This is a genomic window from Pseudomonas sp. FIP_A4 (assembly GCF_036701605.1).
Classification (GTDB): Bacteria; Pseudomonadota; Gammaproteobacteria; order Pseudomonadales; family Pseudomonadaceae; genus Stutzerimonas; species Stutzerimonas phenolilytica.
Genome location: NZ_JAYDXP010000127.1, coordinates 762,918 through 784,996 on the forward strand (window position 1 = coordinate 762,918; position 22,079 = coordinate 784,996).

A 22,079-nucleotide genomic window follows, 5' to 3' on the forward strand; every position below is an offset into this window, starting at 1 on the left:
AGCCGCCCACAGGACGCCCATGACCCGCATCCAGAAAACCGTCTTCATCCTCGTTGCGCTGATCGCGCTGGTCGTCGGGCTGACGGTTTCCAAGGTACTCAATGGCGAACGCCAGCTCGACCCGACTCAACTGCTGGATGCCGGTATCGTGCTGCTGCCGCAGAGCCGCCCGCTGCCGGCGCTGAGCCTGACCGACGAGAATGGCCAGGCGGTGCAGGTCGACCAGCTCAAGGGCGGCTGGACGCTGCTGTTCTTCGGCTACACGTTCTGTCCCGACATCTGCCCGACCACCCTTGCCGAGCTGCGCCAGCTCAACGGCCTGCTCCCCGAAACGGTGCGCGGGCAGCTCCAGCCGATCCTGGTCAGCGTCGATCCGAACCGCGACACGCCGGCCAAGCTCAAGGAGTACCTGGGCTATTTCAAGGCCGGTTTCCACGGCTGGACCGGCACGCCGGAGGCCATCCAGACGCTGGCCAACGGCGTCGGCATCCCGTTCATTCCGCCGGACACCAGCAAGGAAAACTACACCGTCGACCACAGCGGCAATCTGGTGATCATCGGCCCGGACGGTCGCCAGCACGGCTTCATCCGCGCGCCGCTGCGGGTGCAGAAGCTCGCCGAGCAACTGCCCGCGCTGGTGCAGCAACAGCGCTGAGCGCCCTCCACAATCCGTAGAAACGACAAAGCGCGGCGAAAGCCGCGCTTTGTATTCGGGGCCCCGCTTACTTGGTCTGCAGGATCAGATCGCGGCGCATCAGCGTCTTGATCTTCACCAGATGGTCGTCTTCCTGCGTCTTCGCCTTGACGAAACTGTCGGCGATGTTCGGATGGCCCGCCGCCTGCGCCAGCTCGATCAGCAGTTCCCAGGCGGCGTTGTCCGCCAGTTCGGCCGTCAGCAGGGCATTCAGACACTGCGGGATATTGGTCCGCGGATCGGTCAGCACCTGCATGATGCCCATCGCCATGACCCCGGCCACATCGGCACAGGGCGTCTGCGCGGTGGGATCGGCGCCGAGTTTTTCCATCGCCGCGTGCACCAGCATCATGTGCTCGAACTCTTCGTCACGGATGTGCTGCAACTCGTCCACCAGTGCGCTGCCGGAATCGAGGTTGCGCGCCTTGGCGATCATCGCCTCGTACAGACGCACGCCGTTGCGCTCGAACGCCAGGCGCTCGCCGAGCTTGTCGATGAACACCTCGGGGCTCTTGCCCTTCATCATGTCGAAGCCGGTCTTGAGCATGCCCTTGGCCGAGCCTGGCACCGGTACCGAGCCGATGCGGTCGGCCTCTTCATTGCGTTCGGCGCGCTCGACCAGCATGCCGTGCTCGTCACCCGGCACGTCCGGGTGGATCTCGTTGACCGCCTCGAGCAGGCGCTTGGTGTCCTTCGGGGACATCTGCACGCCGGTGTAATTGGTACCTACTTTCGCTGCCGTAGCCATGTTCGTCTCCTCAGGAAGCCTTGCGCATCAGTTCGCCACCCGGCGCCCACTGGTAACCCGCCGAGACGATGTCCGAGGCGAGCCCTTCCGAGGCGAGGTGGTTGCGGTAATCGAGCGAGGACTGCGGCTCCTTGGCCTTGTCCACATAGGCCGGGCCGGCGGTACGCAGGTTGACCTCGGCGGCCAGCACCTGGCGCACGAAATCACGCTGGCTCTTGAACTCGACCATCTTCGGCAGCGGACCGGCGAGAATCTCGGCCGGGTCGCGGCCTTCGAGCTTCTTGAACCATTCGCAGGCGACATTGAGGTGACCCAGCTCATAGTCGAGGAAGCGCTCCCACATGGCCTTGATCCGCGGGTTGGTCTCCTGCTCGGCGCAGCTGGCGTACATGTAGACCTCCATCGCCTCGTGCACCAGCCACTTCTCGATATGGCTCTCGCTGGGATCGGACAGCGCGCCGTACTGGGTCACGTGCTGCTCCTCCACCGAAGCGATCTCGGCGTACAGCTGGCGTGCCAGCGGATCGGCGAACAGCGGGCCGATGTTCATGTAGTAGTCGTGGGTCTGGTATTCCGCGCCGGTGATCAGCGCCGCGTGGATCTTGGTGATCAGCGCGGCGCTGTTCTTCTCGTAGTTGTCGCGGATGTCGTTTTCCGGATGGCGATGGTGCTCGGAGGTTTTCCGTCCCGGCACGATGTCGGTGTAGCCCTGCAGGATGTTGTTGGCATCCTTGCCCTCGAGGCGATCAAGCATCGCCGAGTAGCGGTACAGGTGGTCGAAGTCTTCCAGCAGGCCGAAGCGATAGGTCTGCGCCTGGTAGGGATCGGGCTCGTTCTGCGCCACGGCGGCGGTCACCTCGATGGCGACCTGCTCGTAGGCGACGGTGGTTTCCAGCGGCGAGTGGTCGGCGCCGATCAGCCAGTTGATCATGGTCGCCTGGTGCTGCTCGGTACGCCGGATCTGCGCCAGCGGCAGGCGCAGTTCCTTGTTGAAGCGGGCGATGCCGTGGGAAAGGCGCAGGGCATCGGTCTCGACGCCGTTCATGAGGATGATGCGCACACGGGTAAAGGCATCGTCATCGAGCTTGCTGATCGGCTTGCCGGCCATTTCCTTCCAGGTGAACTTTTGCTTCTCCAGCGGCGTGCCTTTGTTGTCGAAAATTCCGGATAGGGTCTCCATGGAGCCTCCGTGGTTATGCGTGGGTATCAGGCATGAGGGATCGCCGCCGTATGAATCGGCGACCTAGTAAAGAGGACCGGAGGCTTCGGCAAACGATTCGCACCGTTCAGCGGTCGAGGGAATCGCCGCCGATGAACGGTATATCGCAACTTTTAGACACATGAACCGCGTTCGGCGCAAAGCGCCGCGGTAGCGCGCGGCGCCGTTGCGCCTGCTCAGTCGGACAGCTGCCTGAGCGCGGCCTCCCGCTCGTCGGCGGGATGCTCGGCGAGCGCCGCGACCGCCGCGTGAAAGCGCGCCCAATCGCGTTCGCTCTGTTCGAACAGTGCGGCAAACGCCGGCACCCAACGGTCGTACAGGCCGAACGGCACCAGGCTGGCGTTGTTCAGCGGCCGCGCGAACCAGCCATCGAAACGCCGCGAGCCGCCCCAGGCACCGTCGCGCAGGTGCCGGTAGTCACGCCGCAGCCGCGTGAATTCGGCCTGTTTGAGTGCCCGCAGCTCGGCCTGCGGCCTGTCCGAGGCATACAGCGCGGCCAGCCGCTCGCGCGTAGCCAGCAGCAGTTCGACCAACTGGCGATACTGCCGCTGCGCCTGGCCGTCCAGCGGCGGCAGGCCGCGCGCGCGGCGCCACTGGCGCAGTCCCTCGCGCTCGACGAAGGTGGCGTAGGACTCGTTGAACGCGGTGTCACCGGGCACGTAGAGACGCTGGTGCGCCAGCTCGTGGAACAGCAGCGCGGCAAGCTGCTCGTCGTCACGGCGCAGCATCGAGCTGAGCAGCGGGTCGGCGAACCAGCCGAGCGTCGAATAGGCCTCGACGCCCGCCACGTGGGTATCCAGCCCCTGCGCCTGCAGACGCGCCGCCTCGCCGCGCGCGGCACCCTGGCGGTAATAGCCGCGATAGGCCACACAGCCGGCAATCGGGAAGCAATGCTCGACGGGCTTCACCGAGAACGCTTCGGTGGCGAACAGGTTCCACACCACGTAGGGCCGCTGGATGTCCGCGTACAACCGGTAGCTGTCGTTGTCCGGCAGCCCCAGCGCGCTGCTGGCGAAGCGGCGCGCCTCCAGCGCATGCGTCAGGCGCTGACGCAACGCCGGGGCGCGGGTTTGGTCGGCGATCACCCGCGCGACCGGCTCGCGCTGGCGCAGCAGTTCGAGCTGACCGACCGCCAGCTGGCTGTAATAGCTGCAACCATTCAGACCAACGGCAAGCAGCAGGGGAACCCAGCGCAGGGCGCGGTGGTCGATGGTGGCGGCGTTGGGCTTCGGCATCGGGAATCAACCGGTGAGTCGCAACCGGCGTCGTGCCGGGTCAGCCGGCACCCTACAAAGGCCGCGCGGCGGATGGCAATCCCACGCCGGCATTCGCTTTCGATTCGCTAGCCGGGCGCCTGCTTCCCGGTCGGAGCCTTCCCGATGCGCGTTCTCATCGTTGCCTTGCTGCTTTCGCCCCTCGCCGGTTGTTCGCTGTGGATGCCCAAGCCCGACCCCAGCCAGGCCTGGGTCGACCTCCGGCCGCATGGCGAAACGCAGTTGCAGGCGCTGGCGGTGGACGGCAAGGCACTCGACGACGGCCGCTACTTCCAGGTCGAGCCGGGCAGCCGCACGCTGGAGATGCGCTATCGCTTCCAGGTCGAGGGCAGCAACATCGGCCCGACCAGCGCGCCGCTGCCGCGCGACTGCAAGCTGACCCTGGCTTACGACCGTTTCAATGCCGGCGCCCGCTATCGGCTGGTCGCCGGCGGCTACGGCTTCCGCCCCTGGGCCAAGCTCTACGACGAACACCAGTACGTGCTGGCGCGCGCCGAGGAAAAGGGCTGCGGCAACCTCGCCGAACGCTGAGGCCGGCGCCCGCCTGGCGCGGTTGAAAAGCCCCGGCATCTGGCGCAGGCTCGCAGGATCGTGACGAGGCACTGGCCTCGTGCATGTCCGTCGAGGAACTCATCATGCGCCTGCCGCTCGCCCTGTTGCTCGCTCTCGCCGTCACCGGCTGCGCCAGCCCGTTGCCGCCGCACGATCCGCAGATGGCCTGGGTGGACATGCGCGCGCAGACCATCGACATCTTCATGTCCGACCGGCTGGACGGCAAGCGCACCTACGACGGGCGCTTCTTCCAGGTGCCGCCGGGCCGTCATGAACTCGAAGCCAACTACGAATTCGAAGTCAGTGGCGGCGGCCTCGGCATGTTCGGCGAGACCCAGACCATGCGCTGCACGATGGTGGTGCAGTACGACCACTTCGAGGCCGGCAAGCGCTATCTGTTCCAGGCGCGCTCGCTCGGCTTCACGCCACAGGGCTGGCTGCTCGACGAACAGCGCAACGTGCTGGTCGAGGCACAGGCCGAGCACTGCTATTGAGGAAGAGGTAGACGATGTCCCGTATTGCCCAGACCCGCTTTTCCGCCCTCGACCTGGCACCGATCCGCGATGACGGCACGCCAGCCCAGGCGCTTCACAATGCCCTGGCGCTGGCGCGGCACGTCGAAGGGCTCGGCTTCCAGCGTTTCTGGGTCGCCGAGCACCACAACATGGACGGCATCGCCAGTGCCGCCACCGCCGTGCTGATCGGCTACCTGGCCGCCAACACCACGCGCATCCGCCTCGGCGCCGGCGGGGTGATGCTACCCAACCACGCGCCGCTGGTGATCGCCGAACAGTTCGGCACGCTGGAGGCGCTGTATCCCGGCCGCATCGACCTCGGCCTCGGCCGCGCACCGGGCGCCGACCAGTTCACCGCCCATGCGCTGCGCCGCGACCGCATGGGCAGCGCCGACGACTTCCCGCAGGACGTCGAGGAGCTGGAACGGTTGCTCGGCCCGCGCCAGCCGAACCAGCGCGTCATCGCCATGCCCGGCATGAACAGCAACGTGCCGATCTGGCTGCTCGGCTCCAGCCTGTTCAGCGCCCAGCTGGCCGCGGCCAAGGGCCTGCCGTATGCCTTCGCCTCGCATTTCGCGCCGCGCTTCATGCATCAGGCGATCAAGCTCTACCGCGACAACTTCCAGCCCTCGGCGGTCCTCGACAAACCCTACGTGATGCTCGGCGTGCCGCTGATCGCCGCTGACAGCGACGAGCAGGCCGAATACCTGGCGACCAGCGTCTACCAGCGCATCCTCGCGCTGATCCGCGGCCAGAGCCTGGTGCTGCGCCCGCCGGTGCCGAGCATGCACGGCCTGTGGCTGCCGCATGAGCAGCAGGCGGTGGGCGATTTCCTCGGTCTGGCGCTGATCGGCGGGCCGGAGAAGGTGCGCGCGCGACTGGACGTGCTGCTGGAGCAGACCCAGGCCGACGAGCTGATCTTCACCTGCGATCTGTACGAAACCGCCGACCGCCACCGCGCCTTCGAGATCCTTGCCGGGCTGAAGTGAGCCCGGCATGCCTCAGCGCGGCTGCCGCATCAGCTGTCGTTGAGACGGAAGCCGATCTTCACCGCGACCTGGAAGTGCGCCACCTGGCCGTCGCGGATGTGCCCGCGAATCTCGCCCACCTCGAACCATTCCAGGTTCTGCAGCGTCTTGCCCGCCTCGGCCACAGCGTTGCGGATCGCCTCGTCGACGCTGTTGCGCGACGAGCCGACGATCTCGATCTTCTTGTAGGTGTGATGGTCCGACATGCATGCCCCCTTGCGTTCGATGAGCCTCCGCTCGATTGAGGCCGTCCCTGCCTGAATTGAGGCTAGCAGAGCCACGCGAAGTTCAGCCGCCGCTGCAGCCATTCAGGCAATGCGCCGGTAGGCATAGTGCTGCGCCTTGAAGACCTGATTGAAATGCCGGCCCAGCGAATCGGCCTCCAGCAGCGCCTGCACTTCCGCCGCCGGCACCTGCTCGTAGCGGTACAGCGCGCCGCTGGCGAACTCCACCTCCAGCACCTGCTGCGCGGCGTCGTAACCCAGCGAACGCAGGCTGCTGGAGGCCACCGGCGCGCGCTTCATCGCCGGCTGGTCCGGTTCACGGTTTGCGCTCTATCCGCTGATCGACGCCGCCGACGGCGAACTGCGGCTCCTGGCCCTGCCAGAGCAGCCGGTTATCGGCGCCTTCGACCGACACCTGCGCCGGCGCATCGAAGCGCAGCTCCAGCTCGTGCTCGGCGCCGCTCACCTCGACGACCGCCGGCTCGGCGCCGGCCACGATGGCCGTGCGCACACGGTTGCGGTTGGTGTCCACACTCAGGCGGCCAACGGTGTCGGCCTGCACGCTGTTCTCGGCGCCGGAAACGGTCAGCGCGGCGGCACGCTGCAGGCTCACCTGATGATCCGAGCCGTAGACCTCGACCGCGCCGCAGTCGCCGGTCAGCTGGATGCGGTTGCCGTTACCGGAGATGTTCACTGCCTGGCCGTTGCACGGCACGTCCCGCGACAGGCCGATGCCGTCCAGTTCGATGACGGCGGCCTGCACCGCGGCGGATGCCAGCAGGCCGGCGAGCAGGGCCGGGGCGAAAAAGATCGGGTGCATCTGGAACATCCTTTTTTTGCGCGAAGGGGCTCGCCGCAGGGGCCGTCGAACACGCCACGCGGCGATGCGCATAGGACTCGACGGCCACGCCGGAGTTCTGCCGCGGCGCCGGGTCAGCCCGGCGACGGGCGCGCCGCGTGAAGCTCCGCACGCAACCACTCGGCCAGCCGCTCGGCGCGCCGGCCGACACGCCGCGTCGGCACCCACAGCGCCAGCCGCGCCGAGGTCTCGACGAAACCCCAGGGCGCCAGCAGGCGGCCGCTGGCCAGGTCGTCGGCGACCAGCTGCTGCGGGGCGATGGCTACGCCAAGCCCGGCCAGCGCGGCTTCCAGCAGGAAATACAGGTGCTCGAAGCTCTGCCCCAGCCGCAGCCGTGCCGGCTCCAGCCCCTGCTGCTGTGCCCAGCTCGGCCAGGCCTGCGGTCGCGAGGCCGGGTGCAGCAACGGCTCATCGAGCAGCGCCGCCGCCGGCAGGGCTCGCAGCGCGGCGCACCGCGGATGATGCGGGCTGAGCACTGGGCCGATGCGCTCGGCGTCCAGCTCGAACACCTGCATGTCGGCCGGCCACGGCGGCTCGGCGTACCACAGCGTGGCATCCAGGCCGGGACGGCGCGGGTCCAGCTCGCCCTCGCTGGCCGACAGTTGCAGGCGCAGTTCCGGCAGGTCGCGGTTGAGCCGGTCAAGCCGCGGAATGAACCAGCGCGCCAGCAGGCTGCCCGGACAGCCGAGCACGAACGGTGCCTCGGCGGTATCGCGTCGAAGCTCATCGCAGGCGCCGCGCAGCCGGGCGAAGGCCTCGCCACTCGCCTCGCCCAGCCGACGCCCGGCATCAGTGAGTTTTACGCCGCGCCCTTCCTTTTGCAGCAGCGCCACCCCGAGGGTTTCCTCGAGCGCCCGCAGCTGCCGGCTGATGGCCCCATGCGTGACGTGCAGCTCGTCCGCTGCGCGCCTCAGGCTGCCCAGGCGGGCAACAGCCTCGAAGGCACGCAGCGCGTTGAGGGGAGGAAGCTCGATTGCCATAGGTGAGTTTTCCTGACGTATTGCGGCGATCTTATCGCTTTTCCGCGAGGGCCTGCAGCCGTAAGCTCGCCCTCATACCTGCCGTAGGGTGGAAAACTCGCGAAGCGATTTTCCACCGTCGATCACGATGGTGGACAAGGCTGCGCCGTTGTCCACCCTACGGTCACCCCGACTGCGTATCGGCACCCTCCAAGGAGCTTTCCATGACCTCATACCGCACCGGCCCGGACAACCGCGGGCTGTTCGGCCGCTTCGGCGGCCAGTTCGTCGCCGAAACCCTGATGCCGCTGATCAACGAGCTGGCCGCCGAATACGAGAAGGCCAAGGGCGATCCGGCCTTTCTCGAGGAGCTGGCCTACTTCCAGCGCGACTACATCGGCCGTGCCAGCCCGCTGTACTACGCCGAGCGCCTGAGCGAGCACTTCGGCGGCGCGAAGATCTACCTCAAGCGCGAAGACCTCAACCACACCGGCGCGCACAAGATCAACAACTGCATCGGCCAGATCCTGCTGGCCAAACGCATGGGCAAGAAACGCATCATCGCCGAGACCGGTGCCGGCATGCACGGCGTGGCCACGGCCACCGTGGCCGCGCGCTTCGGCATGCAGTGCGTGGTGTACATGGGCACCACCGACATCGACCGCCAGCAGGCCAACGTCTTCCGCATGAAGCTACTGGGCGCCGAGGTGATCCCGGTCACCGCCGGCACCGGCACGCTGAAGGACGCAATGAACGAGGCCCTGCGCGACTGGGTGACCAACGTCCACAACACCTTCTACCTGATCGGCACCGCCGCCGGCCCGCACCCCTACCCGGCCATGGTGCGCGACTTCCAGTCGGTGATCGGCAACGAAGTGCGCGAGCAGATCATGCAGAAGGAAGGCCGCCTGCCCGACTCGCTGGTCGCCTGCATCGGCGGCGGCTCCAACGCCATCGGCCTGTTCCACCCATTCCTCGACGATGAAAGCGTGCAGATCGTCGGCGTCGAAGCAGCCGGCCACGGCATCGACACCGGCAAGCACGCCGCGAGCATGGCCGGCGGCGCGCCGGGCGTGCTGCACGGCAACCGCACGTTCCTGCTGCAGGACGCCGACGGCCAGATCACCGATGCGCACTCGATCTCCGCCGGCCTCGACTACCCCGGCGTCGGCCCCGAACACGCCTGGTTGCACGAGATCAAGCGCGTCGAGTACGTGCCGATCACCGACCACGAGGCGCTCGCCGCCTTCCACGACTGCTGCCGCCTGGAAGGCATCATCCCCGCGCTGGAAAGTGCCCACGCCCTGGCCGAAGCCTTCAAGCGCGCGGCGACGCTGCCCAAGGAGCACCTGATGGTGGTCAACCTCTCCGGCCGCGGCGACAAGGACATGCAAACCGTCATGCACCACATGAGCGAACAGGAGAAGCACGCATGAGCCGCCTGCAGAGCCGCTTTGCCGAGCTGAAAGAACAGAACCGCGCGGCGCTGGTGACCTTCGTCACCGCCGGCGACCCGGACTACGCCACCTCGCTGGCGATCCTCAAGGGCCTGCCGGACGCCGGCGCCGACGTCATCGAGCTGGGCATGCCGTTCACCGACCCGATGGCCGACGGCCCGGCGATCCAGCTGGCCAACATTCGCGCCCTGGCGGCCAAGCAGAACCTGCCGAAGACGCTGCAGATGGTCCGCGAATTCCGCGAAACCAACGCCAGCACCCCGCTGGTGCTGATGGGCTACTACAACCCGATCTTCGCCTATGGCGTGGAGCGCTTCGTGGCAGACGCGAAGGAAGCCGGCGTCGATGGCCTGATCGTCGTCGACCTGCCGCCGGAGCATAACGACGAACTTTGCGACCCGGCCCAGGCCGCGGGAATCGACTTCATCCGCCTGACCACCCCGACCACCGACGACCAGCGCCTGCCCACCGTGCTCAACGGCAGCTCGGGCTTCGTCTACTACGTCTCGGTGGCCGGCGTGACCGGCGCCGGTTCCGCCACACTGGAACACGTCGAGGAAGCGGTGGCGCGTCTCAAGCGGCATACCGCCCTGCCTGTGTGCGTCGGCTTCGGCATCCGTACGCCGGAACAGGCCGCGGCCATCGCCCGGCTGACCGAGGGAGTGGTAGTCGGCTCGGCGCTGATCGACCAGATCGCCAGTGCCAAGAGTCCGGAACAGGCGTTGGAAGGCGTGCTCGGCCTGTGTCGCGAACTCAGCGCCGGCGTGCGCAACGCGCGCGGCTAAGCCCCCCCCGCTCCACGTAGGGTGGAAAACGGCGCAGCCTTTTCCACCGGCCGGAACGCCGCAACGGCCCAGCGCCGGTGGATGATCGCCCAGGCGAGCCATCCACCCTACGCGCTCCACCACCCGCCATTCGTAGCCGTAAGGTGGGCTTCAGCCCACCACATGCGCCCTCATCCGGCATCGAACAAACCCTCGTCCATCGATGACCAATATCGACCGGCTCGATTTCGAGCGCGCCGTCCGGGCGCGTAGGATGCTCTGCACATTCCCAGTCCCCTCTCGAGGAGATCGCCATGCCTGATACCCCTTACGTCCCACCGAAGGTCTGGACCCACGACGCCCCCTCCGGCGGCCAGTTCGCCAACATCAACGCCCCCACCGCCGGCGCGCGGGTCGAGCGGGCGCTGCCGGTGGGCAAGCACCCGCTGCAGCTCTATTCGCTGGCCACGCCCAACGGCGTGAAGGTCAACATCATGCTCGAGGAGCTGCTCGCCAGCGGCCACGTCGGCGCGGAGTACGATGCCTGGCCGATCCGCATCGGCGATGGCGACCAGTTCGGCAGCGGCTTCGTCGAGGTCAACCCGAACTCCAAGATCCCCGCGCTGGTCGATCACAGCGCCGAAGGCGGGCCGCTGCGGGTGTTCGAGTCGGGCTCGATCCTGCTGTACCTCGCGGAGAAGTTCGGCGCCTTCCTGCCCAGGGAACTGCGCGCACGCACCGAGACGCTGAATTGGCTGTTCTGGCAGATGGGCTCGGCGCCCTTTCTCGGCGGCGGCTTCGGCCACTTCTACGCCTATGCGCCGGAGAAATACGAATACCCGATCAACCGCTACGCGATGGAAGCCAAGCGCCAGCTCGACGTGCTCGACCGCCAGCTGGCCGAGCACCGCTACGTCGCCGGTAACGACTACAGCATCGCCGACATGGCGATCTGGCCCTGGTACGGCGTGCTGGCGCTGGGTGAGCTGTACGGCGCGGGCGAATTCCTCTCGGTGCAGGACTATCAGCACGTGCAACGCTGGGCCGCCGAGATCGCCAAACGCCCCGCCGTGATCCGCGGGCGCAAGGTCAACCGCACCTGGGGCGAGGAAGCCGAACAGGCCCCCGAACGCCACAGCGCCGCCGATCTCGACTGAGCGCAACATCCAATAAGCGCTGCCGTAGCCGTTCAGCAAACAAGCGCGGCGGCACGCGGCGCCGGTCCACGAATGGTCAGGCAGGGTCTACCAGATCCTGCCATTCCTCGTGGCGCTCGACGTACCTGGCGATGAACTCGCACTGCGGCACCACGCGCTTGCCGCGACGCCGTGCATCGTCCAGCGCGCCCTTGGCCAGCACGCTGCCCAAGCCCTGCCCGGACAGGCTGGGGTCGACCTCGGTATGGGTGAACACCATCCTGTCGCCCTGCTCGCTATACGCGGCGAAGCCGAGTGGCTGGCCCTCGACCAGCAACTCATAGCGCTGCTGCGCGGCATCGTGGCGGACGCTGGCTGGTTTATCGGTCATGGCAGACTCCCTCTCAGTTGAATGACGGCGGCAAGAGGTACGAGTGGCCACGGCGGACAAGGGTTCAGCATAAGGCAGGGCTTCACGTAGCGGCCCTCAATCCACCCCGACAAAACCACCGGTCTGGTGCTGCCACAGCCGCGCATAGAGGCCGCCGCGGGCGATCAGCTCGGCGTGGGTGCCGGTCTCGATCACCTGGCCCTTGTCGATCACCACCAGCCGATCCATGCGCGCGATGGTCGACAGCCGGTGGGCGATGGCAATCACCGTCTTGCCTTCCATCAGGGTATCCAGGCTCTCCTGAATCGCCGCCTCGACCTCCGAATCCAGCGCCGAGGTGGCTTCGTCGAGCACCAGGATCGGCGCGTCCTTGAGCAGCACCCGGGCGATGGCGATGCGCTGCCGTTGCCCGCCGGAGAGCTTCACGCCGCGCTCGCCCACCATCGCCTCGAAGCCCTTGCCGCCCTGGCTGTCGTCCAGGGTCTCTATGAACGCGTCCGCGCGGGCCTTGCGTGCCGCAGCCCAGAGTTCTTCCTCGCTGGCATCGGGCTTGCCGTAGCGCAGGTTGTCGCGGATGGAACGGTGCAGCAGCGCGGTGTCCTGGGTGACCACGCCGATATTGGCGCGCAGGCTTTCCTGGCTGACCTCGGCGACGTTCTGCCCGTCGATCAGGATGCGCCCGCTTTCCAGGTCATAGAGGCGCAGCAGCAGGTTGACCAGCGTCGACTTGCCCGCGCCGGACGGCCCGACCAGGCCGATCTTCTCGCCCGGGCGAATGTCGATGGTCAGCCCGCTGATCACCCCGCCGCTTTTGCCGTAGTGGAAATGCACATCCTCGAAGCGCACGCCGCCCTGCTCCACCTGCAGCGGCCTGGCGTCCTCGCGGTCGAGCACATCGCGCGGCCGGACGATGCTCTTCATGCCGTCCTGCACGGTGCCGACGTTCTCGAAGATGCCGTTGACCACCCACATGATCCACTCGGCCATGTTGTTGATGCGGATCACCAGGCCCAGCGCCAGGGCGATGGCGCCTGTGGTGATCAGCGCCTCGCTCCACAGCCACAGCGCCAGCGCGCCGGTGCCGACGATCAGCAGGCCGTTCATGCAGGTGATGAGGAAATCCAGGCTGGTGATCACCCGCGACTGCAGGCGGAACTTGCCGAGCAGCTCCTGCATCGCTTCGCGGGCGTAGCTCTCCTCCTCGCGCGAATGGGCGAACAGCTTGAGCGTGGCGACATTGCTGTAGCCATCCACCACCCGCCCCATCACCTTCGAACGCGCCGCGGACGCCGCCGCCGAACGCGCGCGGATACGCGGCACGAAGTACCAGAGCGCGGCGCTGTAGCCGACGATCCACAAGGCCAGCGGCACGATCAGGCGCAGGTCGGCCGCGGCGAACAGATACAGCGCGCTGCCGGCATAGACCACCACATGCCAGAGCGCGTCGATCACCTGCATGGCCGAATCGCGCAGCGACGGCCCGGTCTGCATCACCCGCTGGGCGATGCGCCCAGCGAAATCGTTCTGGAAGAAGTTCAGGCTCTGCTTGAGCACGTAGCGATGGTTCTGCCAGCGGATCAGATTGGTCAGCCCCGGGTTGATCGCCTGATGCGTCAGCAGATTGTGCAGGCCGAACACCAACGGCCGGATGACCAACGCCACCGTCGCCATCCATAGCAACTCGTTGCGGTGCTCGGCAAAGAAGGTCCGCGCGTCATCGGTCGCCTGAGCCATATCGATCAACTGGCCGAGAAAGCTGAACAGCGCCACCTCGATCAGCGCCGCAAAGAAGCCCACCACCAGCACGGCGGTCATCAACGGCCAGACCTGCTTCAGGTAATGGGCATAGAAGCGCAGCATCCCGGCCGGCGGCGCGACGTCCGGGCTGGGCTTGAAGACATCGATCAGGTTTTCGAAACGGCGGAACAGCATGGGGAAGTCTGCTTTGTGGCGAGGTGGGCGAACGTCATTCGCAAATACGACCGCACGGGCGCGGCATCCCGGTTGGACGCGCCGAGCCCCGGAGCGTTTCGCCAACCATACAACCGGCCCGTCGATTCGCATCGGCGGACAAGCAGAGCGTTGTCCACCCTACGCCACTCCGCCTCCTCTGCCGACACCACGCACGCGTAGGGTGGAAAACGGCGAAGCCTTTTCCACGCGTTACGTTCAGCCCGCCTCGCTGCCTGCCTCCGAGCGCAGCACCGTAGGGTAGGCTTCGCCCACCAACCCCATAACCGAACCGCCCCGGTGGACTAAGGCCCACCCTACTCGGCTACCCCTTCGGAACCGATTCCGGCCGCAGATAGGGCAGCATATGCGCCACGTAGTCCGCCTTGCCCAGCTCGATCCCTTCCTTACGCAGGATCGAATACGCGGTCATCACGTGGAAATAGAACTGCGCCAGCGTCCAGTCACGGGCGTACTGGTCCGCAGTCAGGTCGAAGATCATCCCGTTTGCCAGCTCATGGGCGATTGGCTTGTCCGCCTCCATATCCAGCGCATCGGCGGCGAGGTCGTCGAGCAACCCCACCGTCTCATCGATCCGGGCATAGGCATCAGCCAGCGTGCCCGGCCGCTCACCCGCCTGCCGCCCCTCGTCCAGGAGTTCGTTGATCACAGCCGGAAAGGCCTCTCCCCGCAGCCGGCAAACGGCCTCGCGTGCCTGCACACAGGCAAAGCGAACCTGCGTCGACAGCGGAAACATATCCGGCGCCAGCCGCGCGGATAACAACGCCTGCGCCTCGGCATCGGGTAGCTGGGCCTGCGCTTTCTTTAGCCAGCCGGAGAGGGTCTTGAGCATTTGGGTGTATGTTGGGGCGAGGAGGGTTGTTAGCTGCACAGTTTTTTACCTCATGGGTATAAGGATTGCGGCCTGAACGAAGAATGCCTGAAAAATAAAAAAACTGTCCCTTTTCCTTAGCCCGTCCCAGTGAGCCAAGCGAATGGCTTGAACCAGTTGCTAGGGGATTTCATAGCTCAATTACACGCACCTTGCGTTTTTGGTCTTTTGACTCCCGCCATACCATTACACGAAACTGTTGACCAATAGGTTTCTCTGGTTTAGGCGAGGGCACTCTCGGCTTCTTATTCTTAACTTGTTGAAATATCTCGTTTTTGTTTTTTATTTCGCTTAGCGGTAATTTTAGCTGCTTTGCAAGTGTGGGTGTATTTACAAATGATGCTTTTAGTTCTTTCATAAAATCTGGTTCGGACCCTACATCCTCCCCAAATAATAATTCAGCTTCTATCATGGCTTGCTCGGCAGTTATTTTTCCTTGCTGAACTTTTACAAACAGTCTATTTAGTTGGCCCAGCGAGCCGCTGTATTTCGTTATTCTTGGCTTATCTTTAATGCTTGAAAATGGTGCGACTGCATGAGCTGCTAGATAGTCACTTGCAGAACTAATTTGACCAAGAAGCGTTTGGGCGCCAGACATGAATGAGCCATACTGACCAATTCCTATATAAAGCGCAGCAAGGTATGCGGCAATGTTCGCATTGACCTTAATTGAACCTTCTTCAATTTCAAGCGCTAATGCATAATCAGGAATTTTTAGAATTTTCCCGATATAGGATTCCCACTCATCGAATAGATTTGTTGAGTAGCGCTCGAATTCTTCCCGGGGCAAGCTCGGTACGTTGATATATAAGTCTGTACCCCCTAGATCAATCATGTTTTATCCATTTTCCAGAAATTCCCTAACGCTATGCTAATGGGCACCAATGGAGTGCAGCGTAGTTGGTGTCCCGCTGAACACCCCCGTTAAACCCTCAGTCCAGCATGTCGGCCATGTGGCTGCTTGGAAAACGCCCGTGTTCTGGGCACTGAAAATACCAAACCATACTTCCCGCTTGATCCGGACCAAAACCTGAAGGGAGGCTTGGCTTCCCGCAAACACGGCACGGCCTCGCCTGATCAAACATAGATATATCGATACCATGCTTGGCATTTTCTGGTAAGGCATCGAGAACTTTTTTGGTTCTGCCAAACTCCTCCAAAGTCCATTTTTCGAGCTCTGCAGCTGTACCCAAGTCTGCTTCTTTTATCTGAGCCAAGGAATACTGCGTTAGCTTTCCAAGAGCTGATACCTGAACGGCCAGCTCGCGCAACTGATCTTGAGTGTGAGTGTTGATCTGATCTTTTGCGTCAGCGATATCTCTAGAACTTTTTCTTGCGAATACCCAGGATGAAATGGTGCCGAGTATCCATCCGCCAATTAAGATCAAGATATCTTTCATAGATTCCCAGCAGTTAACTTAACTAGAAAGAAACAGGAGACCGATCTATTTTGAAATCTGCACAAACCTGATAAATCTGCCCCCTTTCCGGCCGGGGCAGGCTGTAGCTTGCCCCTTGCATCGAAGCTGAGCGACTAGCCAGTTATGAGAGGGCATCTGCCACCTGCCATCCGTTACTCGTCAATACGAATACCTCGCCTTTCGCACCAAGTGATTTAACCAAGCTTTGCTTGATTAAATCATCAAGTGCAGCATCATACCTGGCAAATTCTCGGGAGTTTTCTGATCCAAACGATTTCTCTCCTGCTTGAATGGACCGCTCTCCAATAGACCTAGGTTTGATGATTGTTCCGTTCTTAGATTTTGCGGCCGCTTTAATAATCTCTATCGCCTCTTTTGAGAGATTGTACGCGGAAGACTTTCCTGCAGTTGATTGATCTTTAAGTTGTGCAGAAAGCTGATCGCGTTCCCGTCGCAGTTTTTCAAGTTGAACGACCAGCTTCTCTTTAGCAGCATCATCTTCAATACCTGCCACCTCCTCATCACGCTTTGCTCTGTCAATGAGCTCCTTCTCTTTGACGGCAAATAGGTGTGAGCGTGATTGCTCAAGTTCAGCTTGTCGAATTGTCTTTTTGTGCTCTGCTTCTAGGTAAAGATTGTCGATTAATCCAGCCGGTTTTCTAGAAATGAGCCCAAAAACATACTGAACCCAAGTTGTTGAAGCAGCCACTACTGCTCCCACGAGTAACGGCAGGGCTAATAGTGTGTATTGATTGGTTACACTGTCAAAAGCTTCTAGTCGTTCCTGAGGTGAGCCAGGCGTTACAGCCAGCAGAAATATTCCACGCCAATTCAATGCAAAGAAGGCGAGTATTGCGTAACCGAAATACGGTGTTTTTATTCTGGAGCTAACTGCATCAATCACGTCTTTCATGTGTTCGGCTCCCCCGAGGACTTACCTTCCTTGATGACCGGCAGATGCGACGTTATGTACGTCGCAGCGGAACCGTGATCAAGTACGCAATTGCTGCGCGTGATGGCACATTAGTCACTGCTTACGCATGGGGTAAAGCAGACGATGGATTAATGCCCGCTTTTGGTGCGGTTTTCTGATCGCGGTCAACCAGTCGGCGGCCTCGACCATAGCCAGCCGGAAATCGCGCCGGTTGAAGCCACTCAGCACTGGCGCCAGACTCACCTCTCCGTCCTCTCAGACGATCCCCATGAAAACCAATCTCGACGAAATGCTCGCCTTTGTCAGCGTGGTCGACAGTGGCTCGATCAGCGCCGCGGCCGAGCAGCTGGAACAGACCGCCTCGGGTGTCAGCCGGGCGTTGAGTCGGCTGGAGGACAAGCTGGCGGTGACGCTGTTGCGCCGCACCACGCGGCGCCTCGAGCTGACCGAGGAAGGCGAGGCGTTCCTGGCGCAGGCGCGGCGGATTCTGGCCAGCGTGGAGGAGGCCGAGGAGCAGATGGCGCTGCGGCGGCAGGCGCCGGCCGGGCGCTTGCGGGTCAATACCGCGTCGCCGTTCATGCTGCATGTAATCGTGCCGCTGATCGGCGATTTCCGCGCGCGCTATCCGCTGATCGAGCTGGAGCTGCACAGTGACGACCGCATCGTCGATTTGCTGGAGCGGCGCATCGATCTGGCCATCCGCATCGGCCCGCTGCCCGATTCCAGCCTGCATGCGCGGCCGCTGTGCCACACCCTGCGCCGGGTGCTGGCGAGCCCGGCCTATCTGGCGCGGCATGGCGTGCCGCAGCAGGTCGAGGATCTGGCGGAGCACAGCCTGATCGGCTTTACCGAGCCGGATCGCCTCAACGACTGGCCACTGCGCCATGCGCTGGGGGAAAGCTGGCGGATCACCCCGGCATTGCGGGCCTCCAGCGGCGACACGGTGCGCGAGCTGGCGCTGGCCGGCGAGGGGCTGGCGTGCCTGTCCGATTTCATGACCGACAAGGATCGCCAGCGTGGCGAGCTGGTGGAGGTGCTGGCGGCGCAGCGGGTCGACGTGCGCCAGCCGATCAACGCGGTGTACTACCGCAACAGCGCGCTGGCCTCGCGCATCACCTGTTTTCTCGATTACCTCAGCGAGCGCCTGGGCGCCCATCAAGGGCACGGCTGAGCCAGCACCCATCACGTGGTTCCGCGAGCGCCGATTCGGGGCCAGGGGAACCGCCACCGCTTCAGCGGTCTTAGCTCTGGATAAACGCCGCATAGTGGCGTTTCATTCGCTTCGCGCCGCGCCCGGGTGGGCCGGCGCATCGCCTTACTTCGCCACAGGACCGACCGATGAGCCTCGCCCCCAACGCTGGACGCCTGCCCGACCCGCATACCCTCACCCACCTGCCGCGCCTGGTGGCGCGCTACTACAGCGACCGCCCGGACCCGTCCGACCCGGCGCAGCAGGTGGCGTTCGGCACCTCCGGGCATCGCGGTTCCTCACTCAAGGGCAGCTTCAACGAGTGGCACATCCTCGCCACCACCCAGGCGATCTGCGATTACCGCCGCCAGGAAGGCATCGACGGCCCGCTGTTCATGGGCATGGATACCCATGCGCTGTCCGAGCCGGCGTTCGTCTCGGCGCTGGAAGTGCTGGCAGCCAACGGCATCGAGACGCGCATCGACGCCGGGTGTACGGAGACCAACGGCGAGCCGGGCTATACGCCGACGCCGGCGATTTCCAACGCGATCCTCACTTACAACCGCGGCCGCACCAGCGGGCTGGCCGATGGCATCGTCATCACGCCGTCGCACAACCCGCCGGGCGATGGCGGCTTCAAGTACAACCCCACCAATGGCGGCCCGGCCGACACCGGCGTGACCAAGTGGATTCAGGAGCGCGCCAATGCGCTGCTGGTCGCCGGGCTCGACGGCGTCAAGCGCATGGATTACCGCCAGGCGCTCAAGGCCGCCACCACCCAGCGCTTCGATTTCATCGACGCCTATGTCGGCGGGCTGGAGCGGGTGATCGACCTCGCGGCGATCCGCGATTCGGGCCTGACGTTCGCGGTCGACCCGCTGGGCGGCGCCGGCGTGCACTACTGGCCGCGTATCGCCGAGCGCTTCGGCCTGCCGCTGGAGGTGCTGTCCACGGTGGTCGATCCGACCTTCCGCTTCATGCGCCTGGACTGGGACGGCAAGATCCGCATGGACTGCAGCTCGCCGCACGCCATGGCCGGGCTGATCGAGAACAAGGACCGCTTCGACGTCGCCTTCGCCTGCGACACCGACCACGACCGCCACGGCATCGTCACCCGCTCCGGCGGCCTGATGAACCCCAACCATTACCTGGCGGTGGCCATCGAATACCTGTTCACCCACCGCCCGGGCTGGAGCGCCGAGGCCGGCATCGGCAAGACGCTGGTGTCCTCGTCGATGATCGACCGCGTCGCCGCCGGCATCGGTCGGCGGCTGGTGGAAGTGCCGGTGGGCTTCAAGTGGTTCGTCGACGGCCTGATGGACGGCAGCCTGGGCTTCGGTGGCGAGGAATCGGCCGGTGCGTCGTTCCTCGATTTGAACGGCAACGCCTGGTCCACCGACAAGGACGGGCTGATCCTCGGCCTGCTCGCCGCGGAGATCACCGCGGTGACCGGCAAGGACCCGAGCCAGCGCTACCAGGCGCTGACCGAGCGCTTCGGCGCGCCGGTGTACCAGCGCATCGACGCGGCCGCCAACCGCGAGCAGAAGGCGCGCCTGGGCAAGCTGTCGGCCTCGCAGGTCACGGCGAAGGAGCTGGCCGGCCAGCCGATCACCCGCATCCTCACCGAGGCACCGGGCAACGGCGCGGCCATCGGCGGGCTGAAGGTGGAGACGGAAAACGGCTGGTTCGCCGCGCGGCCGTCCGGCACCGAGGACGTCTACAAGATCTACGCCGAGAGCTTCGACGGCGAGGCACACCTGGCACGCATCCAGACCGAAGCCAAGGCGCTGGTGGACTCGGTGCTGGCCGGCTAATCGGCAGCCGCGCCGCGCGCAGTCAGTGACGCGCCGGCGCGGCCTCGCTGTCGCCCTCCTCGGTAGACGGGGTCGCGCGGCCGCAGACGCTCTTCTTCATCTTGCCGACCACCTGCAGGCAGAGGTCGCTGTGCGGCATGATCCTGCAGGCCAGCACCGTGCCCTGCGCCTGTTCCTCGGCGCTGACGTGGGCCTGGCTCATGACCTTCGCCTCATAGCTGCCTTGGGTGACCTGCACCTTGCACACGCCGCAGCCGCCGCCGCGGCAGCCCAGCGGAATGCCGCGCCGGCCTAGGCGGGCCATGCCGTGCAGCACCGATTCGTGCTCGTCGCAGGGATAGTGCTCGGCGGTGTCTTCGATGGTGATCTGATGCTTCATCATCGCCCTCACTCTGCCGAATTGAGCCCAAGCGCTGCGAGCGCGGCACGGGCGCAGGCTTCGTCCTGCTCCTCACTGCCGCCAGAGACGCCGACGCCACCGATGCAGCGCCCCTCGACCAGAATCGGCAAACCGCCGCCGAGTACCACCAGCCGCGGTCGCGTGGTCAGTCCGGTGTACAGGCGCGGGTTGTCGCCGATCACCTCCAGCCACCGGCCGGTGGGGAAGCCGAAGCTGGCGGCGGTGTAGGCCTTGTCGACGGCGATGCTTTCCGAGTGCAGGAACGCCTCGGCCATGCGCAGGTAGGCCAGCGTGTTGCCGCTGCGGTCGACCAGCGCGACATGCACGCGGATGCCCAGGCGCTCGGCGCAGTCCAGCGCTGCCTGCGCGGCGACCGCGGCGCCGCGCCAGTCGAGGCGCGGCCCCTGGGATCGGAGGAAATCGCGATGGGTCATGATGCGGCCTCCCCTGCCTGATCGCGCGCCGCGATCTCCGCCGCGCGCAGCAGGTCGGCCGGTATGCCGCCGATCGACCAGTCCTCGGGTTGCACACGAATGCACAGCCCGCGCACCAGCTGCGGCTGCACATCGAGAATGCGCACCAGCAGTTCGGTGAAGCCAGCCATCAGCCGCCGCCGCTCCTCCAGCGGACGGCCGTCGAGCACACGGAATTCAAAGTACGGCGCCTGCCGCCCGACTTCGCCGGCGACGGCGAAACACTCGCGCGGGTACAGGCTGATCATCGCCCGCACGCGGTCGATCGGCGAGGCAAGCACCTGGCTGTACAGCCGCGAGGCTTCGCCAAGCAACTCGATCTGCTGCTCGGCGCTGGCGCAGCCTTGCACCAGATGAAAGTTCACGATGGGCATCGGGTTGTCTCCACGGCGTAGTTGTAATAGTTCGTCCGCTTCGTTTCGTCAGGTCGGCTCAGGGCAATCCGCGTCGTCGCCCCGAGTCGAGCATCAGCGTCGAGCCGGTCATCGCGTCGGCTTCCGGCGCCAGCAGCAGCGCCACCGCCCAGGCGACCTGCTCCGGCGTGGTGAAGGCACCGAGCGAAGATTCCGCACGCATCTCGGCCAACACCGCCTCGGTATCGATGCCACGCTGGCCGGCGCGATCGGCGGCGACCCTGTGCAGCCGTTCGGTGTCGGCCGGGCCCGGGGCGACCAGATGTGCGGTGATGCCGCGCGCGCCATAGGCCAGGCTCAGCTGACGCACCGCGTTGACCAGTGCCGCGTTGGCGATGCCGGCCGATGCGGCATAGGCGGTCGGCTCGAAGCCGTAGTGCCCGCCGATGGCGACCAGCCGTGAGCCGGCGCGCAGGTGCGGATCGACCGCACGCACCAGCCGCAGCAAACCACCGACTTTGATATTCACCGCATCCACTAGCGCGGCGACCGGCGCATCCAGCACGCCACCGGCGACCGCCACGCCCGGCCCGTGCACCACCATGCGCACCGGCCGGTCGAGCGCCGCGCCAATGGCCGCGACCGATGCATCGGCCGCGAGATCGGCGACGCAGGGAATCACCCGCGGACACTCCGCGCGCAACGCCTGCAACGGCGCTGCGCTGCGCGCCACCGCGAGCACGTCGAGACCGCTGTCGATCAGCCGCGCGACGATCCGGCAACCGAAAGCGCCCGAGGCGCCGACCACCACCGCCAGTTCGTTGGCCACTGTC

At 65.0% G+C, this 22,079-nt stretch carries 26 protein-coding genes; 9 read left to right on the top strand and 17 right to left on the bottom strand.

Annotated features, from left to right (window positions below):
• Nucleotides 1–19 precede the first annotated feature (19 nt).
• Nucleotides 20–655, top strand: a complete 636-nt coding sequence (locus U8L64_RS18925) for an SCO family protein (protein ID WP_333398517.1) — start codon at nt 20–22, stop codon at nt 653–655.
• A 67-nt stretch (nt 656–722) separates the two neighbouring features.
• Here the strand turns inward: U8L64_RS18925 and U8L64_RS18930 are convergent, their stop codons facing one another.
• The 3 genes from U8L64_RS18930 to U8L64_RS18940 form a co-directional block, all read right to left on the bottom strand.
• On the bottom strand, nt 723–1,442 hold the full coding sequence (locus tag U8L64_RS18930) for a ferritin-like domain-containing protein (protein WP_333398519.1): 720 nt from the start codon (nt 1,440–1,442) through the stop codon (nt 723–725).
• 10 nt (nt 1,443–1,452) lie between these two features.
• Nucleotides 1,453–2,622, bottom strand: a complete 1,170-nt coding sequence (locus tag U8L64_RS18935) for a hypothetical protein (protein ID WP_008569165.1) — start codon at nt 2,620–2,622, stop codon at nt 1,453–1,455.
• Between the two features lie 215 nt (nt 2,623–2,837).
• A complete protein-coding gene (locus U8L64_RS18940) occupies nt 2,838–3,896 on the bottom strand; it encodes an aminopeptidase (RefSeq protein ID WP_333398522.1) in 1,059 nt (352 codons plus the stop codon).
• A gap of 144 nt (nt 3,897–4,040) precedes the next feature.
• On the opposite strand from U8L64_RS18940, the gene U8L64_RS18945 reads away from it, so the two are divergent.
• The 3 genes from U8L64_RS18945 to U8L64_RS18955 all read left to right on the top strand — a co-directional run bounded on the left by U8L64_RS18945 (nt 4,041) and on the right by U8L64_RS18955 (nt 5,991).
• On the top strand, nt 4,041–4,466 hold the full coding sequence (locus U8L64_RS18945; protein WP_077682360.1) for an SRPBCC family protein: 426 nt from the start codon (nt 4,041–4,043) through the stop codon (nt 4,464–4,466).
• Nucleotides 4,467–4,570: 104 nt separating this feature from the next.
• Nucleotides 4,571–4,981 carry a PA0061/PA0062 family lipoprotein gene (locus tag U8L64_RS18950; protein ID WP_043295112.1) on the top strand — a complete coding sequence of 137 codons (411 nt, stop codon included), beginning with the start codon at nt 4,571–4,573 and terminating at the stop codon, nt 4,979–4,981.
• A gap of 14 nt (nt 4,982–4,995) precedes the next feature.
• Nucleotides 4,996–5,991 carry an LLM class flavin-dependent oxidoreductase gene (locus U8L64_RS18955; protein ID WP_043294982.1) on the top strand — a complete coding sequence of 332 codons (996 nt, stop codon included), beginning with the start codon at nt 4,996–4,998 and terminating at the stop codon, nt 5,989–5,991.
• A 29-nt stretch (nt 5,992–6,020) separates the two neighbouring features.
• Here U8L64_RS18955 and U8L64_RS18960 read toward each other — a convergent pair whose 3' ends face one another.
• The 4 genes from U8L64_RS18960 to U8L64_RS18975 form a co-directional block, all read right to left on the bottom strand.
• The gene (locus U8L64_RS18960) at nt 6,021–6,236 is read right to left on the bottom strand and encodes a dodecin (protein ID WP_043294980.1); all 216 of its coding nucleotides are present in this window, start codon (nt 6,234–6,236) and stop codon (nt 6,021–6,023) included.
• A gap of 102 nt (nt 6,237–6,338) precedes the next feature.
• Entirely contained in the window at nt 6,339–6,554 is a 216-nt protein-coding gene (locus tag U8L64_RS18965; RefSeq protein WP_054094270.1) for a KTSC domain-containing protein, read from the bottom strand.
• 16 nt (nt 6,555–6,570) lie between these two features.
• Nucleotides 6,571–7,074, bottom strand: a complete 504-nt coding sequence (locus tag U8L64_RS18970) for a DUF3060 domain-containing protein (protein WP_043294977.1) — start codon at nt 7,072–7,074, stop codon at nt 6,571–6,573.
• Between the two features lie 113 nt (nt 7,075–7,187).
• The gene (locus U8L64_RS18975; RefSeq protein ID WP_333398528.1) at nt 7,188–8,093 is read right to left on the bottom strand and encodes a LysR family transcriptional regulator; all 906 of its coding nucleotides are present in this window, start codon (nt 8,091–8,093) and stop codon (nt 7,188–7,190) included.
• Between the two features lie 203 nt (nt 8,094–8,296).
• On the opposite strand from U8L64_RS18975, the gene trpB reads away from it, so the two are divergent.
• The 3 genes from trpB to yghU all read left to right on the top strand — a co-directional run bounded on the left by trpB (nt 8,297) and on the right by yghU (nt 11,450).
• Entirely contained in the window at nt 8,297–9,508 is a 1,212-nt protein-coding gene (trpB, locus tag U8L64_RS18980) for a tryptophan synthase subunit beta (RefSeq protein WP_054094267.1), read from the top strand.
• A complete protein-coding gene (gene trpA / locus U8L64_RS18985) occupies nt 9,505–10,314 on the top strand; it encodes a tryptophan synthase subunit alpha (RefSeq protein WP_333398531.1) in 810 nt (269 codons plus the stop codon). Before trpB ends, trpA begins: the two co-directional genes overlap by 4 nt.
• 293 nt (nt 10,315–10,607) lie before the next feature.
• A complete protein-coding gene (gene yghU, locus U8L64_RS18990; protein ID WP_333398533.1) occupies nt 10,608–11,450 on the top strand; it encodes a glutathione-dependent disulfide-bond oxidoreductase in 843 nt (280 codons plus the stop codon).
• 76 nt (nt 11,451–11,526) lie between these two features.
• Here the strand turns inward: yghU and U8L64_RS18995 are convergent, their stop codons facing one another.
• The 6 genes from U8L64_RS18995 to U8L64_RS19020 all read right to left on the bottom strand — a co-directional run bounded on the left by U8L64_RS18995 (nt 11,527) and on the right by U8L64_RS19020 (nt 16,996).
• On the bottom strand, nt 11,527–11,820 hold the full coding sequence (locus U8L64_RS18995) for a GNAT family N-acetyltransferase (protein WP_333398534.1): 294 nt from the start codon (nt 11,818–11,820) through the stop codon (nt 11,527–11,529).
• Between the two features lie 96 nt (nt 11,821–11,916).
• Nucleotides 11,917–13,752 (bottom strand): ABC transporter ATP-binding protein, encoded by a 1,836-nt coding sequence (locus U8L64_RS19000; RefSeq protein ID WP_333398536.1) that lies wholly within the window; start codon nt 13,750–13,752, stop codon nt 11,917–11,919.
• Nucleotides 13,753–14,095: 343 nt separating this feature from the next.
• Nucleotides 14,096–14,662 carry a DUF1993 domain-containing protein gene (locus U8L64_RS19005; RefSeq protein ID WP_333398538.1) on the bottom strand — a complete coding sequence of 189 codons (567 nt, stop codon included), beginning with the start codon at nt 14,660–14,662 and terminating at the stop codon, nt 14,096–14,098.
• Between the two features lie 130 nt (nt 14,663–14,792).
• Entirely contained in the window at nt 14,793–15,497 is a 705-nt protein-coding gene (locus tag U8L64_RS19010) for a hypothetical protein (RefSeq protein ID WP_333398540.1), read from the bottom strand.
• A gap of 97 nt (nt 15,498–15,594) precedes the next feature.
• The gene (locus U8L64_RS19015; protein WP_333398542.1) at nt 15,595–16,062 is read right to left on the bottom strand and encodes a hypothetical protein; all 468 of its coding nucleotides are present in this window, start codon (nt 16,060–16,062) and stop codon (nt 15,595–15,597) included.
• A 142-nt stretch (nt 16,063–16,204) separates the two neighbouring features.
• Entirely contained in the window at nt 16,205–16,996 is a 792-nt protein-coding gene (locus U8L64_RS19020; RefSeq protein ID WP_333398544.1) for a hypothetical protein, read from the bottom strand.
• Nucleotides 16,997–17,285: 289 nt separating this feature from the next.
• Between U8L64_RS19020 and U8L64_RS19025 the strand changes: the two genes are divergently transcribed.
• On the top strand, nt 17,286–18,188 hold the full coding sequence (locus U8L64_RS19025) for a LysR substrate-binding domain-containing protein (RefSeq protein ID WP_333398546.1): 903 nt from the start codon (nt 17,286–17,288) through the stop codon (nt 18,186–18,188).
• A 167-nt stretch (nt 18,189–18,355) separates the two neighbouring features.
• A complete protein-coding gene (gene pgm, locus U8L64_RS19030; RefSeq protein WP_333398548.1) occupies nt 18,356–20,020 on the top strand; it encodes a phosphoglucomutase (alpha-D-glucose-1,6-bisphosphate-dependent) in 1,665 nt (554 codons plus the stop codon).
• A gap of 22 nt (nt 20,021–20,042) precedes the next feature.
• Here pgm and U8L64_RS19035 read toward each other — a convergent pair whose 3' ends face one another.
• Genes U8L64_RS19035 through U8L64_RS19050 form a run of 4 tightly spaced genes read right to left on the bottom strand, consistent with a single transcriptional unit; the run spans nt 20,043 to nt 22,075 of the window.
• Nucleotides 20,043–20,399, bottom strand: a complete 357-nt coding sequence (locus U8L64_RS19035; RefSeq protein ID WP_333398550.1) for a 2Fe-2S iron-sulfur cluster-binding protein — start codon at nt 20,397–20,399, stop codon at nt 20,043–20,045.
• 8 nt (nt 20,400–20,407) lie between these two features.
• Nucleotides 20,408–20,854, bottom strand: coding sequence for a GlcG/HbpS family heme-binding protein (locus U8L64_RS19040; RefSeq protein WP_234303036.1), 447 nt, complete (start codon nt 20,852–20,854; stop codon nt 20,408–20,410).
• Entirely contained in the window at nt 20,851–21,267 is a 417-nt protein-coding gene (locus tag U8L64_RS19045) for a 4-oxalocrotonate tautomerase (protein WP_054094259.1), read from the bottom strand. Before U8L64_RS19045 ends, U8L64_RS19040 begins: the two co-directional genes overlap by 4 nt.
• A 58-nt stretch (nt 21,268–21,325) precedes the next feature.
• Entirely contained in the window at nt 21,326–22,075 is a 750-nt protein-coding gene (locus U8L64_RS19050; protein ID WP_273525656.1) for an SDR family NAD(P)-dependent oxidoreductase, read from the bottom strand.
• Between the last annotated feature and the right edge of the window lie 4 nt (nt 22,076–22,079).

What these genes read in the sequence shown, in the direction of transcription:
- U8L64_RS18955 (WP_043294982.1), top strand. Translation starts at nt 4,996, where the DNA reads ATGTCCCGTATTGCCCAGACCCGCTTTTCCGCCCTCGACCTGGCACCG.
- trpA (WP_333398531.1), top strand. Translation starts at nt 9,505, where the DNA reads ATGAGCCGCCTGCAGAGCCGCTTTGCCGAGCTGAAAGAACAGAACCGC.
- U8L64_RS18925 (WP_333398517.1), top strand. Translation starts at nt 20, where the DNA reads ATGACCCGCATCCAGAAAACCGTCTTCATCCTCGTTGCGCTGATCGCG.
- U8L64_RS18945 (WP_077682360.1), top strand. Translation starts at nt 4,041, where the DNA reads ATGCGCGTTCTCATCGTTGCCTTGCTGCTTTCGCCCCTCGCCGGTTGT.
- U8L64_RS18960 (WP_043294980.1), bottom strand. Translation starts at nt 6,236, where the DNA reads ATGTCGGACCATCACACCTACAAGAAGATCGAGATCGTCGGCTCGTCG.
- yghU (WP_333398533.1), top strand. Translation starts at nt 10,608, where the DNA reads ATGCCTGATACCCCTTACGTCCCACCGAAGGTCTGGACCCACGACGCC.
- U8L64_RS18940 (WP_333398522.1), bottom strand. Translation starts at nt 3,896, where the DNA reads ATGCCGAAGCCCAACGCCGCCACCATCGACCACCGCGCCCTGCGCTGG.
- U8L64_RS18965 (WP_054094270.1), bottom strand. Translation starts at nt 6,554, where the DNA reads ATGAAGCGCGCGCCGGTGGCCTCCAGCAGCCTGCGTTCGCTGGGTTAC.
- U8L64_RS19010 (WP_333398540.1), bottom strand. Translation starts at nt 15,497, where the DNA reads ATGATTGATCTAGGGGGTACAGACTTATATATCAACGTACCGAGCTTG.
- U8L64_RS18970 (WP_043294977.1), bottom strand. Translation starts at nt 7,074, where the DNA reads ATGCACCCGATCTTTTTCGCCCCGGCCCTGCTCGCCGGCCTGCTGGCA.
- U8L64_RS18935 (WP_008569165.1), bottom strand. Translation starts at nt 2,622, where the DNA reads ATGGAGACCCTATCCGGAATTTTCGACAACAAAGGCACGCCGCTGGAG.
- U8L64_RS19040 (WP_234303036.1), bottom strand. Translation starts at nt 20,854, where the DNA reads ATGACCCATCGCGATTTCCTCCGATCCCAGGGGCCGCGCCTCGACTGG.
- U8L64_RS18930 (WP_333398519.1), bottom strand. Translation starts at nt 1,442, where the DNA reads ATGGCTACGGCAGCGAAAGTAGGTACCAATTACACCGGCGTGCAGATG.
- U8L64_RS18975 (WP_333398528.1), bottom strand. Translation starts at nt 8,093, where the DNA reads ATGGCAATCGAGCTTCCTCCCCTCAACGCGCTGCGTGCCTTCGAGGCT.
- U8L64_RS19015 (WP_333398542.1), bottom strand. Translation starts at nt 16,062, where the DNA reads ATGAAAGATATCTTGATCTTAATTGGCGGATGGATACTCGGCACCATT.
- U8L64_RS18950 (WP_043295112.1), top strand. Translation starts at nt 4,571, where the DNA reads ATGCGCCTGCCGCTCGCCCTGTTGCTCGCTCTCGCCGTCACCGGCTGC.
- trpB (WP_054094267.1), top strand. Translation starts at nt 8,297, where the DNA reads ATGACCTCATACCGCACCGGCCCGGACAACCGCGGGCTGTTCGGCCGC.
- pgm (WP_333398548.1), top strand. Translation starts at nt 18,356, where the DNA reads ATGAGCCTCGCCCCCAACGCTGGACGCCTGCCCGACCCGCATACCCTC.
- U8L64_RS19000 (WP_333398536.1), bottom strand. Translation starts at nt 13,752, where the DNA reads ATGCTGTTCCGCCGTTTCGAAAACCTGATCGATGTCTTCAAGCCCAGC.
- U8L64_RS19045 (WP_054094259.1), bottom strand. Translation starts at nt 21,267, where the DNA reads ATGCCCATCGTGAACTTTCATCTGGTGCAAGGCTGCGCCAGCGCCGAG.
- U8L64_RS18995 (WP_333398534.1), bottom strand. Translation starts at nt 11,820, where the DNA reads ATGACCGATAAACCAGCCAGCGTCCGCCACGATGCCGCGCAGCAGCGC.
- U8L64_RS19025 (WP_333398546.1), top strand. Translation starts at nt 17,286, where the DNA reads ATGAAAACCAATCTCGACGAAATGCTCGCCTTTGTCAGCGTGGTCGAC.
- U8L64_RS19020 (WP_333398544.1), bottom strand. Translation starts at nt 16,996, where the DNA reads ATGAAAGACGTGATTGATGCAGTTAGCTCCAGAATAAAAACACCGTAT.
- U8L64_RS19035 (WP_333398550.1), bottom strand. Translation starts at nt 20,399, where the DNA reads ATGAAGCATCAGATCACCATCGAAGACACCGCCGAGCACTATCCCTGC.